We start from the raw sequence: 17,007 nt of genomic DNA, 5'->3' as shown, positions 1-17,007 counted from the left end.
AGCACACGGTGGACGTGCAGAACAAGCTCGACGAGATCACCGCGATGGTCTCCGGCGCCCGCGCCATGCCCATGTCGGCCTCGTGCGTGGTCAACCGCGCCGAACTGCTCTCGATGCTGGAAGAGCTGCGCGCGCAACTGCCCGGTTCCCTCGCCCAGGCGCAGGAGCTGATCGGCGACCGCGAGCAGATGGTCGCGCAGGCCCGCCAGGAGGCCGACCGGATCATCGAGAGCGCGCACGCCGAGCGCGGCTCACTGATCGCCGACACCGAGGTCGCCCGCCGCTCCCAGGCCGAGGCCGACCGGATCCTCGCCGAGGCCCGCCAGGAGGCCGAGGAGATCCGCGCCGAGGCCGACGACTACGTCGACTCCAAGCTCGCCAACTTCGAGGTCGTCCTCACCAAGACCCTCGGCTCCGTCGGCCGGGGCCGCGAGAAGCTCCTCGGCACCGGACCCGGCCTCGACGAGAACGGCTACGAGGACGAGGACGCCCCCGAGCGCAGCCACGACCCGGAGACCCTGCGCCGCGACGCCGACGCCTACGTCGACACCAAGCTCGGCGCCTTCGAGGCCGTACTGGCCAAGACGCTGGACGCGGTCGGCAAGGGCCGCCAGAAGCTGCACGGCCGCATCGCCAGCGACGACCTGGGCGCCCTCGCGGACGACATGACCACCGTCCAGCACTCCAGCGACGCCGACTACCTCGCCGGCCTCTCCGACGCCCCGGCCCCGGCCGCCGCCGAACAGCCCCTGCAGCCCCAGTACGGCGAGCGGCAGCCCGCCGCCGCCCAGGTGCCGGCGCAGGCCGTGCCCGAGATGCCGGCCCAGGACCCGGCGTACGGCTACGCCCCGCAGCAGCCCGATCAGTACGCGGCCTACCAGCAGACCTACGACGCCGGTCAGGATCCGTACGGCTACCAGCAGCAGGGCGCCGACCCGTACGCCTACCAGTACGGCGGCGGGCAGCACGGGTACGACGCACAGCAGGGCTACGCCCAGCCCCAGCCCCCGCAGCAGCCCCCGCACGCCCCGCAGGCCCAGCCGCAGGCGCTCGACGAGACCAGCCTCTTCGACACCAGCATGATCAGCGCCGAGCAGCTGCGGGCGTACGAACAGGGCCGCGGCCACTAGCGGCAGGGGGGCGCCCCGGCCCGGATTGGGCCGAGAGCGAATGGTCCAGTATCCTGGCTCTTCGGTCGCGCGTACGTCCGCGATCGCCGCTGCCCGGGAACACCGAAGGGCGGCGCCCCCAACCCACGAAGACCGAAAGCAGGAATGGTTCTGAACGCGCGCCTCGACCACCGCGACCCCCTCGTGTTCGACACACACGAGCTGGGACGGCGGCCCGGTGCGCTCCAGCGCCTGACCCGCACGGTCGACGCTCCCAAGGACTTCGGTCTCCAGGGAGTCATCGGAGTGCCGGAAGGCGCCCCCGTGGAACTCGATCTGCGGCTCGAGTCGGTCATGGAAGGGGTGCTCGTCACAGGCACCGCCCGTGCCAGGGCCGAGGGGGAGTGCGTAAGGTGTCTGGAGCCGCTGGAGCAGCAGCTCGAAGCGGACTTCCAGGAGCTGTTCTCGTACCCTGACGCCGACGACCGTGGCCGCCCCGTGGCGGAACCGGGCGACGACGCCGAGGACGACGAGGACAGGTTCTTCGTCGAGGACGGACTGATCGGCCTCGAACCCGTGCTGCGCGACGCGGTGGTGCTCGCACTGCCGATGCAGCCGGTGTGCCAGGAAGACTGCCGGGGTCTGTGCTCCCAGTGCGGAGTGCGCCTGTCGGACGACCCGGACCACCACCACGACGCCGTCGACATCCGTTGGGCGGCATTGCAGGGACTCGCCGGTTCACTCGGAGACGGCGAGAAGGACGAGATGAGCGGCGACGGGGCAGACTCCGCGGACGCCGCCGAGAAGCAGGAGAAGTAGCCGTGGCTGTTCCGAAGCGGAAGATGTCGCGCAGCAACACGCGCCACCGCCGGTCGCAGTGGAAGGCTGCGGTCCCCACCCTGGTTGCGTGCGAGCGCTGCCACGAGCCCAAGCAGCAGCACATCGCGTGCCCGTCTTGCGGCACTTACAACAAGCGCCAGGTCCTCGAGGTCTGAGCGGCTGGTGAGAGGCACTGTGTCAGTCCCCAAGAAGGCGGAAGACGCCAAGGCGGACCCACCCGCCAAGAAGAAGGCGGACACCCAGGCCTCGTCCCACACGCTTCTGGAAGGGCGGCTCGGCTATCAGCTCGAGTCCGCCCTTCTGGTGCGTGCACTGACCCACCGTTCCTACGCGTACGAGAACGGCGGTCTGCCGACGAACGAGCGGCTGGAGTTCCTCGGGGACTCCGTGCTCGGCCTCGTCGTCACGGACACGCTGTACCGCACCCACCCCGACCTGCCCGAAGGCCAGCTGGCCAAGTTGCGGGCCGCGGTGGTCAACTCGCGTGCGCTGGCGGAGGTGGGCCGCGGGCTCGAACTCGGCTCCTTCATCCGGCTCGGCCGCGGTGAAGAGGGCACGGGCGGCCGGGACAAGGCGTCCATCCTCGCCGACACCCTCGAAGCGGTGATCGGCGCGGTCTATCTCGACCAGGGCCTCGACGCGGCCTCCGAACTGGTGCACCGCCTGTTCGACCCGCTGATCGAGAAGTCCTCGAACCTCGGTGCCGGCCTGGACTGGAAGACCAGCCTCCAGGAACTCACCGCGACCGAAGGGCTCGGCGTCCCCGAGTACCTGGTCACGGAGACCGGCCCCGACCACGAGAAGACCTTCACTGCTGCCGCCCGCGTCGGAGGCGTCTCGTACGGCACCGGCACCGGCCGCAGCAAGAAGGAGGCGGAGCAGCAGGCCGCGGAATCCGCGTGGCGGTCCATCCGGGCCGCGGCGGACGAGCGCGCCAAGGCGACGGCGAACGCCGTCGACGTGGACCCCGACGGGGCGTCCGCCTCCGCCTGACCCGTCCACCGCACGGTCCGAACGCCCGCCCCGCCCGAGGGGCGGGCGTTCGGCTCGCCACCGGCCCACCCGAGGGGAAGCCATGCCCGAGTTGCCCGAGGTAGAGGTCGTACGGCGCGGTCTGGAGCGCTGGGTCGCCCACCGGACCGTCGCCGACGCCGAGGTGCTGCACCCGCGCGCGGTACGCCGGCACCTCGCGGGACCCGACGACTTCGCCCACCGCCTGGAGGGCCACCGCGTCGGCACACCCAGCCGCCGCGGCAAATACCTGTGGCTGCCCCTGGAGGACACCGACCAGGCGGTCCTCGCCCATCTCGGCATGAGCGGCCAGCTCCTGGTCCAGCCGCACGAGACACCCGCCGAGAAGCACCTGCGCATCCGCGTCCGCTTCGCCGACGCCCTCGGCACCGAACTCCGCTTCGTCGACCAGCGCACCTTCGGCGGCCTCTCCCTGCACGAGACCACCCCCGACGGACTGCCCGACGTCATCGCGCACATCGCCCGCGACCCGCTGGACCCCCTCTTCGACGACGAGGCGTTCCACCTCGCCCTGCGCCGCAGGCGGACCACGATCAAACGGGCCCTGCTCGACCAGTCCCTGATCAGCGGCGTCGGCAACATCTACGCGGACGAGGCGCTGTGGCGCGCCCGCCTGCACTACGAACGCCCCACGGCGACCCTCACCCGACCCCGCACCACCGAACTCCTCGGCCACGTCCGGGACGTGATGAACGCCGCCCTCGCCGTGGGCGGCACCAGCTTCGACAGCCTGTACGTCAACGTCAACGGAGACTCCGGCTACTTCGACCGCTCGCTCGACGCGTACGGCCGCGAGGGCCTGCCCTGCCGCCGCTGCGCCACACCGATGCGCCGCCGGCCGTGGATGAACCGCTCCAGCTACTTCTGCCCGAAGTGCCAGCGGGCGCCGAGGGTCACGCCGTAGGCGTCCGCTGTGCGTCGTACCGCTCGCGCGACGCCAGCACCTCGTCCATCCGCCCCTCGACGCACTCGATGAGCGCGAGCAGCCGCCCGGCCACCTCGCGCCCGAGCGGCGTGAGCTCGTAGTCCACACGGGGCGGGTTGGTCGGCTGCGCCTCGCGGTGCACCAGTCCGTCGCGCTCCAGCGCGTGCAGGGTCTGGGCCAGCATCTTCTCGCTGACGCCGTCCACCCGGCGCCGCAACTCGTTGAACCGGAAGGAACCGTCGTACAGCGCGCCGAGCGTCAGCGCGCCCCAGCGCCCCGTGACATGCTCCAGAGTGCCGCGCGAGGGACAGGCCCGGGAGAACACGTCGTACGGCAGATCCTGCTCCGCCGTGCGCTCCTGCGTGGTCGACATGCCTCCAGCGTACGTGAGCACAGCGCTGCACCGCAGACCGCGCTGAGCGGGGGACAGTGCCGGGGCAGCGCCAGGACCGCCGTCCGGGGTGGTCAGTAGCCGAAGAAGTGCGGGGCCGGGTCTCTGACCTGCGGCCACGTAATCGATCAACGCTGCGACCTGCGACTTAGCTGTCGGTGGTTGTCAGCGTTGGTCGTCGTTGAGCACCCTCCGACGGCCCCGAGACGGCCCATCCATAGCTTCCGCCGGAAGCGTGATCACCTTGCCTTGTGGCGAGCATCTTCTGGCGATTGAATAGCGCCCCGTGGATTCGGGGATTGCGGCAGTGCTCGGTGCAGCAGTAGGTGCGGCAGGTGGTCTGGGAGCTGGTTGGTTCGCGCTCCTTGGCCAGCGACAGCAACGGCGCGCAGAACAGGCTCATTGGCGTGATGACATGCGGCGTCAGGCTTATACCTCGCTGCTGGACTGTTGTGAGCGGTTAGCGAATGGTTGGTGGATTGCCGCTGAGGCCCTGCGACCCGGGCGCAGTGACCGGGACCTACGAGAGGAACGGTTTCTCCGCACCCATGAGCTGTGGACAGAATTCAGCGCTGCCGTGGCTGCTGTCTCCGTCGCGGGTCCAGGGCGGGTGGTTCAGGCGACAGAGCCTTTGATCGAAAGCATGTACGAGCTGGACTCAGCGGGGAAAGAGTGGTTCGACGCGGTGCAAGCCGACAGGCAAGCACTGCTTGACCTCGCTGTGAGATTCGATGCCGCGATGGCGGCGATCCAGGCTCCTCGGACCACCTTTCGGCAGGCCGTTCGAGAAGCCCTTGACACTGACTGAGCGGTGCCTTGTCCGGGTAAAGCCGTGGAGCCGACCGCCCCAGCCACAGAGGGTTTCCCCATCCCACGCCCCCGCAGTCGCCTGCGCGCCGCCGGGCGCGGCCAGCCGGGGCGAAGACAGGAGGCGGGCCGCGCCGCAGAGGCGGCGCGCTCCCGCGCCGTGCGCGGGGGCCTTGATGAGGTAGAGAAACCTGTAACTCGTGCCGGGGTGGCTTCGTGCTTCCGGCTATGCGCGGTCCAGCTCCGAGTGCAGCGTCTTAAGTACAGACTCGGGGTCCCCGTTGTAGACAAGGTGCGGCTCGTCGGGCTCTGGGGCCATGAACCGCTTGCGATAGCGGATCAGGTCGCTTTCGGCGAAGTAGATCGAGTTCGGGTCGTCCTCGTGCCGAGCATTGCGCTTACTGACGCGCGACCACAGCTCTTCGTGACTGGCCTCCAGGTAGACGACCACCGAAATCGCGCCACCTTCGGTAGCGATCGATCGCCAGTGGGCACGGTCTTCCGGCGTCCAAAAGCCGTGGTCGACCACCACGTCGTGACCGGCCTGGAGCTCCTCGCGGAGTTGGACGGCGGTCTCTTCGAGGATCGGCCGCTCAAGGGTCGGGAACGTCCCTCGGGGGAAGTCGACCCCGTACACCCCATGGCGCCGGAACATCTCTTCGTCCGGGCAGAGCCTGACGAACCCTCGTGCTGTTAGCGCACGGGCCAGAGTCGTCTTCCCTGAGCCGGGGAGCCCCACCATGAGAACACAGAACGGCTGGCGCGCGCCGTTCACTGGGTGACTTCCGATTCCGTCTGCCACGTACGACCGGGGCCGCCGAGGTCGACGCCGTATTCAACGACGGCGCCTTCGCTGTCGACGAACCTCGCAGTCATGACGACCACCGGGTCCCGCGGGGCCTTCTGGGGGTCCAGCTCCAACAGCTTCGCGTCCTCGGGGGTGAGCAGTCGAGCCGACGCGGTGTCGAACCGGTGCGTGATGGGGCGACCGGTTGCCTGCGCGATGAGTTGCAGTGACGTTCCCCCGGTCAGCCGCTCGCTGCTCGTGAGCTGTGGGATCAGCTCTCCGTACCGGACGGGAATCCATGACGTCGAGTGCGCGACGATGCCGTGTCGGTCACGGTAGACCCGGCTGCGTCGGATCACGTTCGAGCCGGGCTTGAGGTCCAATGCATGGGCCACCTCTGCGGGCGCCGGCACTACCGAAGCCCGGTGCGAGTCGGACCGTTCGCCGGTTCCCCAGCTGGACCCGGTGCGACGGCCTCGGTCCTGGCGCTGAGCCCCAGAGGACATAGGGGCGGGGCGGTCTAGGACCTCGGTCCCGATGCCGTGGATGCCCCTGACCAGGCCCTCGTTTCGCAGCTTCCGCAACGCCTTCTCGGCTGTCGCGGCACTGACGCTCCACTCCTGCGAAAGGTTCTTGATGCTCGGCAGAAGCGAGCCCGGCTGGAGTTCGCCGGACGTGATCAGCTCCGCATAGTGGGCGGCAATCTGCGCATAGGGCGCTCGATTGTCTGCCTGGTCCGCCATATTGCGTCAGCTCCCTTGTCTCAGTGGCTACTTCCCTAGCGTACCGCTTGACACCCTAAGGTGCCCTAGGGAACCTTAGGGATGTAGCACCGCATGGATGAGAGATCCGGCACAACAACGCCTGCCCAGGGACGGCGCCTCAACCGCCAAGAAGAACCGCCGCCCCTGGCTCCCTCGAAGGGAAGTCCCATCATGCCCGTGATGCCTGTTGGCTCGCACCCGGCGCGGTTAGCCGCCCCGCTGTCCCGCCGTGATGACGCTGTGGTCGTCCCTTCGCCGTGCTGGGCCTGCGGTGCGGTGGGAGGGCTCGACTGGATCAACGTTAACGGCGTCGGCGTCCTGGTCCACGGTCGGGAGCGCTGCCCGGTGGCCGTGCCCTTCGTCTGGGAGACGGGCCAGCCGCTGGCCTCGCTGTCCGAGGCGGTGGCCGCATGAGCGCCGCAACGATCACCGGGAACGAGCGGCTGCGTGCCGCCATGGTCGCCGCGAACGTGACGATCGAGGGCCTGGCCGATCATCTCGGCATCGATCCGAAGTCGGTCGACCGCTGGCTGAACTCGCAGCGGACCCCGCACGCCCGCAACGCGGAAGCCGCCGCCAAGCTCCTCGGCGCGGACGCCTACCACCTGTGGCCCAAGCTCGGCGAGCGTCACCGCTCCACGCCGACCGCTCAGGATGAGGTCGTCGCCTGCTACGCGATGCGCTCCACCGTCCCCTACGGCCTGTGGCGCTCCACCCTGGCGAATGCGACGACGGTCATCGACCTGGCGGTGTCCAACCTGCTGTTCCTGGCCGATGCGGTCTGGGACCTGCCGACCCTGCTGGCCGACAAGGCATCGGCCGGTGTTCGCGTTCGCATCGTCACCCCGGAGGACCCGGCCGGACCGGTCACCGGACTGGGCGACGTGTTCCCCTCACTGCTGACGGTCCCGGGCCTGCGCCTGTCGACGCACCCCGGTCTGCGGGCCGACGTGATGCGCGTGGACGATGACCTGCTCGTCACCACGCCGATCGACGGGCTCACCCCGGCACTGGCTCCGGTCCTGCACCTGCGCCGCCTGGGGTCGGCACCGATGGTCGGCGGCTACCTCGCCACCCTCGATCACCTCTACGCCACGGCCACCCCGACCCGGCCCGCCACCCTTCACCTTCGGGCGGTGGCCGCGTGACGCATTTGCCCGTCCCCACGGCTGCCGTCGCTGACGTGGCGTCGGCCGTGGGCACCGACCCCCTCACCCTCGCCGACCTTCTGAGGGTCGCCAACACCCCGGGCTTCGACCGGTGGCGCGAGCAGATCCAGCGCACGGGCGGCTGCTCCAATCCGATCCACCTGCAAGGCTCCACGGTCACCCGCGACGCCAAGACCGGCGACGTCCTCTACTCCTACTCCACTGAGCAGGAGCCCGGCGGACGCCTACGCGTGGCCTGCGGCAACCGCCGTGCCTCCCGCTGCCCCGCCTGCGCCTGGACCTACGCCGGGGACACCTACCACCTGATCCGCGCCGGGATCACCGGTGACGAGGGCAAGGACGTGCCCACCACCGTCCGGGATCACCCCCGCGTCTTCGCCACCCTGACCGCGCCCTCCTTCGGCCCGGTCCACAACCGCCCAGCCTCGGGACGCTGCCGCTGCGGTGCCCAGCACGCCGAGACCGACCCCGCCCTCGGCACTGCCCTGGACCCGGAGCGGTACGACTACGCCGGGGCGGTGCTGTGGAACAACCACGCCGGGGACCTGTGGCGCCGCTTCACCATCTACCTGCGCCGGGAGATCGCCGCCCGTGCGGGCATCACCCAAGCCGCCCTGCGCGAGGAATGCCGGGTCTCCTTCGGCAAGGTCGCCGAGTTCCAGAAACGCGGTGCCGTCCACTTCCACGCCGTGGTGCGCCTCGACGGACCGGACGGCCCCGACACCACCCCGCCGGCATGGGCCACCGTCGCTCTCCTGGATGCTGCGATCCGGGCCGCCGCCGCCCGCGTCGCCGTACCGGTCCCGGCCGCTGGGGACTTCCCCGCCCGCACCCTGCGCTGGGGAACGCAAGTCGACGTACAGCCCATCGGCGCCCTGGGCCACGAGGAACTGACCGAACAGGCCGTCGCCTCCTACGTTGCCAAGTACGCCACCAAAGCGGCCGAGACGACCGGCACCGTGGACCGCCGCATCGGGGAGCTGGCCGAACTCGACCGGCTTGACCTGCCCGCGCACACGCGGCGGCTGATCGAAGCGTGCTGCCTGCTCGATGCCGCCTACCCTGACCGGCTGTTGGCCCGGTGGGCTCACATGCTCGGCTTCCGCGGGCACTTCTCCACCAAGTCCCGCCGCTACTCCACCACCCTCGGCACCCTGCGCCAGACCCGCGCCGACTACCGCGCCCGCCAGGAACGCCGCGAACGCGGACTCTCCGAAGACCTGGACGACACAGACGGCTCGACCCTCGTCCTCGCCCACTGGACCTACGCCGGACAAGGCCATAGCCCCGGCGAATCCTGGCTCGCCGCCAGCATCGCCCGCGACCTGCGCCTGAACCGAGACACAGCACGCGAAGCACTCGCTGACCTGCACGACATGGACGACATGGAGGTGTGGGCATGAAGCGCTCGCTGCCCGACCGCTACCTGACCCCCCTCGACCTGGCCGACCTGCTCGGCATCCCGGTCGAGACCGTCTACCAGTGGCGCCGCAAGCAGACCGGACCACGCGGCTTCCGCGTCGGCCGGCACCTTCGCTTCGACCCTGAAGACGTCCGCGTCTGGGTCGAGACCCAGATGGAGAGGGCCGCCTGATGGCCGGACACGTCCAAGACCGCTGGTACAAGGTCGAGACTGGCATCGACGGCAAGACCGTCAAGGTCAAGACCGACCGCTTCGGCGTCGGCCTGCGCTACCGAGCCCGGTACGTCGGCCCCGACGGCTCCGAGAAGTCCAAGAGCTTCCCCGACAAGCAGAAGCGCAAGGCGGAGCAGTGGTTGGCCAACATCGAGGCCGACATGTCGCGCGGCGACTACGTGGACCCCGTGGCTGGCAAGGTCACGTTCGAGCAGTACGCCACTGAGTGGATGGCCTCGCAGATCACCGACCCTCTGACCCGTGAGTCGGTGGAGAGCCGTCTCCGCCTGCACGCGATCCCGTACTTGGGCTCACGGCCCCTGGCGTCATTCACGCCCACGCATCTGCGGGTCTGGCTGCGGACGCTGGAGGATCGTGGGCTCTCCGCCGGGTACCGACGCGGCATCTTCGCCCACGTGTCGACGGTGTTCACCTCGGCCGTGGAAGACCGGATCATCCGCGCCAACCCGTGCAGCGCTCGGTCCGTGCGGGCGCCGCGTCTGGAGCCTCGCAAGGTCAAGCCGTGGCCTGCTGAGCAGATCATGAGTGTGCGCTCGGCCCTGCCGGACCGCTATCAGGCGCTCGTCAACGTCGCTGCCGGGTGCGGACTCCGACAGGGAGAGGTCTTCGGCCTGGCCGTGGAAGACGTCGACTTCCTCGGGGGAGTGGTCCACGTCGTCCGGCAGGTCAAGCTACTGCGTCTGCACCGGCCGGTGTTCGCTCCGCCGAAGGGTGGCAAGGAGCGTGACGTTCCTCTGCCTCAGTCTGTCGCCTTCGCCCTGGCCGCTCACCTCAAGCGCCACCCCGCTACGCGGATCACGCTGCCGTGGAAGAACCTCGACGGACCGCCCGTCACGGCGTCGCTCATCTTCACCGGCGCTGCCGGGCTGCCGCTCGACCGGAACCGCTTCAACGATCGCGTCTGGCGGCCGGCGCTTCGGGCCGCGAGTGTCGAGACCGGTCGGGACAACGGCATGCACGCCTTGCGGCACTTCTACGCCTCGGTGCTCCTGGACGCGGGGGAGAGCATCAAGGCTCTCAGCGAGTACCTGGGTCACCACGACCCCGGCTTCACGCTGCGGACGTACACGCACCTGATGCCATCGAGCGGGACCCGGACCCGGGCCGCTGTGGATCGCGTCTTCTCGGACGGGGACCCCGCCGCTGACGGCCCGGACACGGCCCACGAGGGTGTCTAGCCCTCTGACCTGCGGTTATCTCAGTAGCCGAAGTCCTGCGTCCACCAGGGGCCGCCGGAGCCGAAGTGGACGCCGACTCCCAGGGTCTTGAAGTCGCAGTTCAGGATGTTGGCCCGGTGGGCGGGGCTGTTCATCCAGGCGTCCATCACGGCCTGGGCGTCGGCCTGGCCGCGGGCTATGTTCTCGCCCCCGAGGCCGGATATGCCCGCTGCCGCCGCACGGTCCCAGGGGGTCGCGCCGCTGGGGTCGGTGTGGTCGAAGAAGCCCTGGGTGGCCATGGCCCGGCTGAAGTCCTCGGCCAGTTCGCGCAGGGCGCTGTTCGCGGCCACCGGGCTGCAGCCCACCTTGGCCCGTTCGTCGTTGACCAGCTTGAGGACCTGCGCCTCGGCGACGGCCCCCTCGGAGACGGCGGCGGGCGCGCTGGGCTTCGCGGGCTCCTGGGTGCCCGGGCGCGAGGGCACGGGCTTGGGCTTCGCGCTGGGAGTCGTCTTCGGCTTCTCGGTCTTCGACGGTGTCCCGGCCGGGGCGGCGGGCTTCGTGGCCGGCGCCGAGGCGGAGGGCGAGGTCGGCGAGGAGGACGGGGAGTCCTCGGCGGACTCCTCCTTCTCCTTCGACGGCGACGGGGAGGCATGGGAGGGCGAGGAGGAGCGGTCGGTGCCGCGGCTCGTGGCGGCGTCGTCGCCCCGGCCGGTGTCGGCGCTGCCCGAGGTACCGCCCTGCTGCGACGGACTGTTCGTCGGGACGTCCTGGGCGTGCACCCGGTCGCCCCCGCCGCTGCCGCCGAGCCGGTAGTTGTCGAGGCCGGGCACCACGCCGGTGGCCACCGCCACCGTGCCGATGGCGACCGCGGCGGAGACGCCGAGCAGACCGGTACGGACCGGAGTGGCCGCCCTCTTCCGACGGCGCCGGCGCCCTGTGCCGGACGCCGAGCCGCCGTCGGGCGTGTATCCGTCACTCGGGAAGGCCACGGTGCGGCCGGCCTGCGGGCCCTCGCCCTCCGGGTCGTCCGCGAACAGGTAGGCGTCGCTCTTGGCGCGGACCTCGGCGTAGGCCTCGGGGTTCAGATAGGGGGCGATTCCCATCGTGGGGGCCTCGCCCGCGTCCGGCGCCAGCGGGTCGTGGCCCGCCGTACCGTCCGTCTGATGGCCCCCCGCGGCGCGGCCCGTGGCGGCGCGGCCGGCGGCGGAGCGTCGGTGGCGTCCCATGTCCTGGCCTTCCTCGTCCTTGTCCTCGTCCTCGCGCCGGGCGTGCCCTGCGGTCGACTGTGCTCACGATCAACACGGAACTCACACGTTCGAGTGAGTTTCAAGTGGGATTCACTGGGTCGGGACGGTACCGCATGGCGCCAGGGGGCGAAGTGTCCCGTGAGACATTGACTGGTTAGGTTGCGGTCATGAGCGAGGATGTACGGCTGGTCGCGTGGGTGCGCGGACAGGTCCAGGGCGTGGGTTTCCGCTGGTTCACGCGGGCCAGGGCGCTGGAACTCGGCGGGATGAGTGGTTTTGCTCTCAATTTGGGCGACGGCCGCGTCCAGGTCGTCGCGGAGGGCCCGCGCGAGCGCTGCGAGGATCTGCTCGCGTGGCTGCGCGGGGACGACACGCCCGGACGCGTGGACGGAGTCACCGAGATCTGGGACACACCCCGCGGGGGCTACGACGGCTTCGCCATCCGCTGACGACCCGCCGCGCGAGAGCCCGCGGGGGCGGGGAGCGGCCCTCCCCGCCAGGGCGGCCCGGGCGAAAACGGGCAGGTGGTTGCCAAGGGCGGCCGCTCGTGGCAGGCTCCGCACGCAGAATGATCGCCACGCCCCCAGGGGCCCGCAGGAGTCGCAGCGCCGCCGTTCCCCGGCCGCATGCCCCCGGGCGCCCGCCAATACGGGGCGTGATCGTGTTGACCGTCAAACTTTTTGGTGAGACGCTGAAAGCCCCGCGCACCTTAGCTGTTTGGCATGGTTGAACGGCAGCAAAAACTCCATAGTGCCAAGCACCGCGGGTGCGATTCCCCTACGACCCACACCGCTTCGGGCGGTCACTCATTGTGGAGGACCATCCATCATGGCAAAGGCGCTTCTCGGTTACGTCGGCGGCTCCGACCCTCGACTCCTCGCCGAGATGCGACGGCTCCAGCAGCGCGTCCAGGACCTGGAATCCGAGCTCGGACGAATCCAGGCGGAGAACGACGCGCTGGCGGCTGCCGCTTCTCACGACAGGATCATGGAGAGCATGGAGAGCGTTGACGCACACCAGGCGGAGCCTGCGCTCACCTGATCACTGCATCGCTCCACTACGGCACAGCAGTGGTCGGGTTCGCCCGTACAACCGCTGAGGTGTCAGAGTCTGCAAGGGACGCTTCGGCGTCCCTTCTTTCTTTCCCGCCCCCGTCCCGCCCGCCGTGTCCGTCCCCGCGCAACCTTTCACCCTCTTCAACGTCTGATGTGCCCTGCACGTTCACCGGTGAAACCGCGTCGGTTCACCGGTTCGTGGAGTGAGACACACCCGAGAGGTAAAGTCCGACGGCGTGCACCTGAAGGCCCTGACCCTCCGCGGGTTCAAGTCGTTCGCCTCGGCGACCACGCTCCGGTTCGAGCCGGGCATCACCTGCGTCGTCGGCCCGAACGGCTCGGGCAAGTCCAACGTCGTGGACGCGCTCAGCTGGGTCATGGGCGAACAGGGCGCCAAGTCGCTGCGCGGCGGCAAGATGGAGGACGTCATCTTCGCCGGCACCACCGGCCGCCCGCCGCTCGGCCGGGCCGAGGTGTCGCTGACCATCGACAACTCCGACGGGGCCCTGCCCATCGAGTACGCCGAGGTCACCATCACGCGGATCATGTTCCGCAACGGCGGCAGCGAATACCAGATCAACGGCGACACCTGCCGCCTCCTCGACATCCAGGAACTCCTCTCCGACTCCGGCATCGGCCGCGAGATGCACGTCATCGTCGGACAGGGCCAGCTCGACTCCGTACTGCACGCCGACCCGATGGGCCGCCGGGCGTTCATCGAAGAGGCCGCCGGCGTCCTCAAGCACCGCAAGCGCAAGGAGAAGGCGCTCAGGAAACTGGACGCGATGCAGGCCAACCTGGCCCGCGTCCAGGACCTCACCGACGAGCTGCGGCGCCAGCTCAAGCCTCTCGGCCGGCAGGCGGCGGTCGCCCGCAGGGCCGCCGTCATCCAGGCCGACCTCCGTGACGCCCGGCTCCGGCTCCTCGCCGACGACCTCGTACGGATGCGCGAGGCGCTCCAGGCCGAGATCGCCGACGAGGCCGCGCTCAAGGAACGCAAGGAGACCGCCGAGCAGGAGCTGGGCCGGGCGCTGCGCCGCGAGGCGGACCTGGAGGACGAGGTACGCCGGCTCACCCCGCGCCTCCAGCGCGCCCAGCAGACCTGGTACGAGCTGTCCCAGCTCGCCGAACGCGTGCGCGGCACGATCTCGCTGGCCGACGCGCGCGTGAAGAGCGCCACCTCCGCGCCGCCCGAGGAGCGCCGGGGCCGCGACCCCGAGGAACTGGAGCGCGAGGCCGCCCGCGTCCGCGAGCAGGAGGCCGAGCTGGAAGCGGCCCTGGAGGCGGCCGAACACGCCCTGGAGGACACGGTCGCCCACCGCGCCGACCTCGAACGCGAACTGGCCCAGGAGGAGCGCCGCCTCAAGGACGCGGCCCGCGCCATCGCCGACCGCCGCGAGGGCCTGGCCCGGCTGAACGGCCAGGTCGGCGCCGCCCGGTCCCGCGCGGCCTCCGCCCAGGCCGAGATCGAGCGGCTGGCCGAAGCCCGCGACGCGTCGCGGGAGCGGGCCGCCGCCGCCCAGGAGGAGTACGAGACCCTCCAGGCCGAGGTCGACGGACTCGACGCCGACGACCAGGAACTCGCCGAGCGGCACGAGAGCGCCAAGCGGCAGCTGACCGAGGCGGAGGCCGCCCTCGGCGCCGCCCGCGAGTCGGCCACCGCCGCCGAACGCGAACGCGCCGCCACGCAGGCCCGGCACGAGGCCCTCGCGCTCGGGCTGCGCCGCAAGGACGGCACCGGCGCACTGCTCGCCGCCAAGGACCGGCTCACCGGCCTGCTCGGCCCCGCCGCCGGGCTCCTCACCGTGACGCCGGGCCACGAGGCCGCCCTGGCCACCGCCTTCGGCGCCGCCGCCGACGCCCTCGCGGTGACCTCCCCGGCGGCCGCCGCCGACGCCATCCGCCTGCTGCGCAAGCAGGACGCGGGCCGGGCCGCCCTGCTGCTCGCCGGCGCCCCCGACGACGTACCGCACGAGACGCGCGTCGACGGACCGCCGTATGCCGCCGACCTGGTCCGCGGACCGGCGGACCTCATGCCCGCCGTACGGCGGCTGTTGCGGGGGATCGTCGTCGTCGCCACCCTGGAGGACGCCGAGGATCTCGTCTACGCGCGCCCCGGCCTGACCGCCGTCACCGCCGAGGGCGACCTGCTGGGTGCCCACTTCGCGCAGGGCGGGTCCGCCGGGGCGCCCAGCCTCCTGGAGGTGCAGGCGTCCGTGGACCAGGCCGCCGCCGAGCTGACGGAGCTGGGCGTGCGGTGCGAGGGGCTGGCCGCGGCGCAGGACGCGGCCGCGGCACGGCGCCGGGAGTGCGCGGCGCTCGTCGAGGAGCTGGGGGAGCGGCGCCGGGCGGCCGACCGGGAGAAGTCGTCCGTGGCCCAGCAGCTGGGCCGGCTCGCGGGACAGGCACGCGGCGCCGCCGGGGAGGCCGAACGGTCCGCCGCCGCGGCCGAACGGGCGCAGGAGGCGCTGGACAAGGCGCTCATGGAGGTCGAGGAACTGGCCGAGCGGCTCGCCGTCGCGGAGGAACTGCCGGTCGAGGAGGAGCCCGACACCTCGGCCCGCGATCGGCTCGCCGCCGACGGTGCCAACGCCCGCCAGACCGAGATGGAGGCCCGCCTCCAGGTCCGTACCCACGAGGAGCGGGTCAAGGGACTGGCCGGACGGGCCGACTCCCTGGACCGGGCCGCCCGTGCCGAACGCGAGGCACGCGCGCGCGCCGAGCAGCGGCGGGCCAGACTGCGGCACGAGGCGGCCGTCGCCGAAGCGGTCGCCACCGGCGCCCGGCAGCTGCTCGCCCACGTCGAGGTCTCGCTGACCCGCGCCGACCAGGAGCGCACCCTCGCCGAGGCGGCCAAGGCCCGGCGCGAGCAGGAACTGACCGCCGCGCGCACCGCAGGGCGCGACCTCAAGGCGGAGCTGGACAAGTTGACGGATTCAGTTCACCGGGGCGAGGTACTCGGCGCCGAGAAGCGGCTGCGCATCGAGCAGCTGGAGACCAAGGCGCTGGAGGAACTCGGTGTGGAACCGGCGGGGCTCGCGGCCGAGTACGGCCCCCATCAAGAGGTGCCGCCCTCGCCCCCCGCCGAGGGCGAGGTGCTCCCCGAGGACCCGGAGCACCCGCGCAACCGCCCGCGTCCGTTCGTCCGCTCCGAGCAGGAGAAGCGGCTGAAGGCCGCCGAGCGCGCCTACCAGCAGCTCGGCAAGGTCAACCCGCTGGCCCTGGAGGAGTTCGCGGCGCTGGAGGAGCGGCACCAGTTCCTCAGCGAGCAGCTGGAGGACCTGAAGAAGACCCGCGCCGACCTGCTCCAGGTCGTCAAGGAGGTCGACGAGCGCGTCGAGCAGGTCTTCACCGAGGCCTTCCGGGACACGGCCCGGGAGTTCGAGGGTGTCTTCAGCCGGCTCTTCCCGGGCGGGGAGGGGCGACTGTTCCTGACCGACCCCGACAACATGCTCACCACGGGTGTGGACGTCGAGGCCCGGCCGCCGGGCAAGAAGGTCAAGCGGCTCTCTTTGCTCTCCGGCGGGGAGCGTTCGCTGACCGCGGTGGCGATGCTGGTGTCGATCTTCAAGGCCCGGCCGAGTCCGTTCTACGTGATGGACGAGGTCGAGGCGGCGCTCGACGACACCAACCTGCAGCGGCTGATCCGGATCATGCAGGAGCTGCAGGAGGCATCGCAGCTGATCGTCATCACGCACCAGAAGCGCACGATGGAGGTCGCCGACGCGCTCTACGGCGTGTCCATGCAGGGCGACGGTGTGTCGAAGGTCATCAGCCAGCGGCTGCGGTAGCTGCGGCAGTTCCCCCAGCAGTTAGCTTCAACTCTTGAATGAGTAACCCCGCTCGGCATCTCCAAACTCACACCTCTCGTCCTATTGACTTCGAAACTTGAAGGCATAGTCTCTGCAACGTTGCTTTTACCTTCAGGTCCCTTCGTCGGTACCTCGAAGAGAGAACCGCCCCGGCAGCGTTGCCGGTAGCCCGAGGAGTTCACGTGGCCAGCACATCGCAGGCGCCCAATTCAGGAGCCAGGACGGCTCATCCCGATCATCTCGGGCACGTCATCT

At 70.7% G+C, this 17,007-nt stretch carries 18 protein-coding genes; 14 read left to right on the top strand and 4 right to left on the bottom strand.

Features of this window, described 5'->3' with window-relative positions; all coding sequences use genetic code 11:
* The first annotated feature begins 8 nt into the window (after positions 1-8).
* The 5 genes from ACZ56V_RS33595 (at position 9) to mutM (ending at position 3,885) form a co-directional block, all read left to right on the top strand.
* Positions 9-1,130, top strand: a complete 1,122-nt coding sequence (locus ACZ56V_RS33595; protein WP_398914782.1) for a cell division initiation protein — start codon at positions 9-11, stop codon at positions 1,128-1,130.
* Between the two features lie 144 nt (positions 1,131-1,274).
* On the top strand, positions 1,275-1,928 hold the full coding sequence (locus ACZ56V_RS33590) for a YceD family protein (RefSeq protein WP_104632562.1): 654 nt from the start codon (positions 1,275-1,277) through the stop codon (positions 1,926-1,928).
* Positions 1,929-1,930: 2 nt separating this feature from the next.
* A complete protein-coding gene (gene rpmF, locus ACZ56V_RS33585; protein ID WP_003951102.1) occupies positions 1,931-2,104 on the top strand; it encodes a 50S ribosomal protein L32 in 174 nt (57 codons plus the stop codon).
* Positions 2,105-2,111: 7 nt separating this feature from the next.
* On the top strand, positions 2,112-2,942 hold the full coding sequence (gene rnc / locus ACZ56V_RS33580; protein WP_051851890.1) for a ribonuclease III: 831 nt from the start codon (positions 2,112-2,114) through the stop codon (positions 2,940-2,942).
* A gap of 82 nt (positions 2,943-3,024) precedes the next feature.
* A complete protein-coding gene (gene mutM, locus ACZ56V_RS33575) occupies positions 3,025-3,885 on the top strand; it encodes a bifunctional DNA-formamidopyrimidine glycosylase/DNA-(apurinic or apyrimidinic site) lyase (protein ID WP_398914785.1) in 861 nt (286 codons plus the stop codon).
* Here the strand turns inward: mutM and ACZ56V_RS33570 are convergent.
* Complete coding sequence (locus ACZ56V_RS33570; protein WP_468947409.1) at positions 3,875-4,279, bottom strand: winged helix-turn-helix transcriptional regulator; 405 nt, start codon at positions 4,277-4,279, stop codon at positions 3,875-3,877. The two genes, mutM and ACZ56V_RS33570, sit on opposite strands and share 11 nt — an antisense overlap.
* 661 nt (positions 4,280-4,940) lie before the next feature.
* On the opposite strand from ACZ56V_RS33570, the gene ACZ56V_RS33565 reads away from it, so the two are divergent.
* The gene (locus tag ACZ56V_RS33565; RefSeq protein WP_282089785.1) at positions 4,941-5,105 is read left to right on the top strand and encodes a hypothetical protein; all 165 of its coding nucleotides are present in this window, start codon (positions 4,941-4,943) and stop codon (positions 5,103-5,105) included.
* Positions 5,106-5,330: 225 nt separating this feature from the next.
* On the opposite strand, the gene ACZ56V_RS33560 is transcribed toward ACZ56V_RS33565, so the two are convergent.
* Together ACZ56V_RS33560 and ACZ56V_RS33555 are read right to left on the bottom strand one after the other, a co-directional pair.
* Entirely contained in the window at positions 5,331-5,879 is a 549-nt protein-coding gene (locus ACZ56V_RS33560) for a P-loop nucleotide/nucleoside kinase family protein (protein WP_468947407.1), read from the bottom strand.
* Positions 5,876-6,634 (bottom strand): GntR family transcriptional regulator, encoded by a 759-nt coding sequence (locus ACZ56V_RS33555; RefSeq protein WP_468947405.1) that lies wholly within the window; start codon positions 6,632-6,634, stop codon positions 5,876-5,878. Before ACZ56V_RS33555 ends, ACZ56V_RS33560 begins: the two co-directional genes overlap by 4 nt.
* A 297-nt stretch (positions 6,635-6,931) precedes the next feature.
* On the opposite strand from ACZ56V_RS33555, the gene ACZ56V_RS33550 reads away from it, so the two are divergent.
* Genes ACZ56V_RS33550 through ACZ56V_RS33530 form a run of 5 tightly spaced genes read left to right on the top strand, consistent with a single transcriptional unit; the run spans position 6,932 to position 10,659 of the window.
* Positions 6,932-7,069, top strand: coding sequence for a hypothetical protein (locus ACZ56V_RS33550; protein ID WP_468947403.1), 138 nt, complete (start codon positions 6,932-6,934; stop codon positions 7,067-7,069).
* Complete coding sequence (locus tag ACZ56V_RS33545) at positions 7,066-7,803, top strand: helix-turn-helix domain-containing protein (protein WP_468947401.1); 738 nt, start codon at positions 7,066-7,068, stop codon at positions 7,801-7,803. Before ACZ56V_RS33550 ends, ACZ56V_RS33545 begins: the two co-directional genes overlap by 4 nt.
* Entirely contained in the window at positions 7,800-9,227 is a 1,428-nt protein-coding gene (gene repSA / locus ACZ56V_RS33540; protein ID WP_468947399.1) for a replication initiator protein RepSA, read from the top strand. The genes ACZ56V_RS33545 and repSA overlap by 4 nt, the downstream gene beginning before the upstream one ends.
* Entirely contained in the window at positions 9,224-9,418 is a 195-nt protein-coding gene (locus ACZ56V_RS33535) for a helix-turn-helix domain-containing protein (protein WP_308884359.1), read from the top strand. The genes repSA and ACZ56V_RS33535 overlap by 4 nt, the downstream gene beginning before the upstream one ends.
* Positions 9,418-10,659: a tyrosine-type recombinase/integrase gene (locus ACZ56V_RS33530; RefSeq protein WP_468947397.1), complete on the top strand. Its 1,242-nt coding sequence runs from the start codon at positions 9,418-9,420 to the stop codon at positions 10,657-10,659. Before ACZ56V_RS33535 ends, ACZ56V_RS33530 begins: the two co-directional genes overlap by 1 nt.
* A 20-nt stretch (positions 10,660-10,679) precedes the next feature.
* Here ACZ56V_RS33530 and ACZ56V_RS33525 read toward each other — a convergent pair whose 3' ends face one another.
* Positions 10,680-11,864: a CAP domain-containing protein gene (locus tag ACZ56V_RS33525; protein ID WP_398914787.1), complete on the bottom strand. Its 1,185-nt coding sequence runs from the start codon at positions 11,862-11,864 to the stop codon at positions 10,680-10,682.
* 188 nt (positions 11,865-12,052) lie between these two features.
* Here ACZ56V_RS33525 and ACZ56V_RS33520 point away from each other — a divergent pair, with 188 nt between their 5' ends.
* The 3 genes from ACZ56V_RS33520 to smc all read left to right on the top strand — a co-directional run bounded on the left by ACZ56V_RS33520 (position 12,053) and on the right by smc (position 16,731).
* The gene (locus ACZ56V_RS33520) at positions 12,053-12,334 is read left to right on the top strand and encodes an acylphosphatase (RefSeq protein WP_467383605.1); all 282 of its coding nucleotides are present in this window, start codon (positions 12,053-12,055) and stop codon (positions 12,332-12,334) included.
* A gap of 379 nt (positions 12,335-12,713) precedes the next feature.
* The gene (locus tag ACZ56V_RS33515) at positions 12,714-12,926 is read left to right on the top strand and encodes a hypothetical protein (RefSeq protein WP_003973418.1); all 213 of its coding nucleotides are present in this window, start codon (positions 12,714-12,716) and stop codon (positions 12,924-12,926) included.
* 250 nt (positions 12,927-13,176) lie between these two features.
* The gene (gene smc / locus ACZ56V_RS33510) at positions 13,177-16,731 is read left to right on the top strand and encodes a chromosome segregation protein SMC (protein ID WP_468947395.1); all 3,555 of its coding nucleotides are present in this window, start codon (positions 13,177-13,179) and stop codon (positions 16,729-16,731) included.
* The last annotated feature ends 276 nt before the right edge of the window (positions 16,732-17,007 follow it).

Source organism: Streptomyces sp. NPDC034099 (assembly GCF_055575415.1).
The sequence above is the reverse complement of the archived record's forward strand: the minus strand, read 5'-3'. Positions and strand labels throughout refer to the sequence as shown.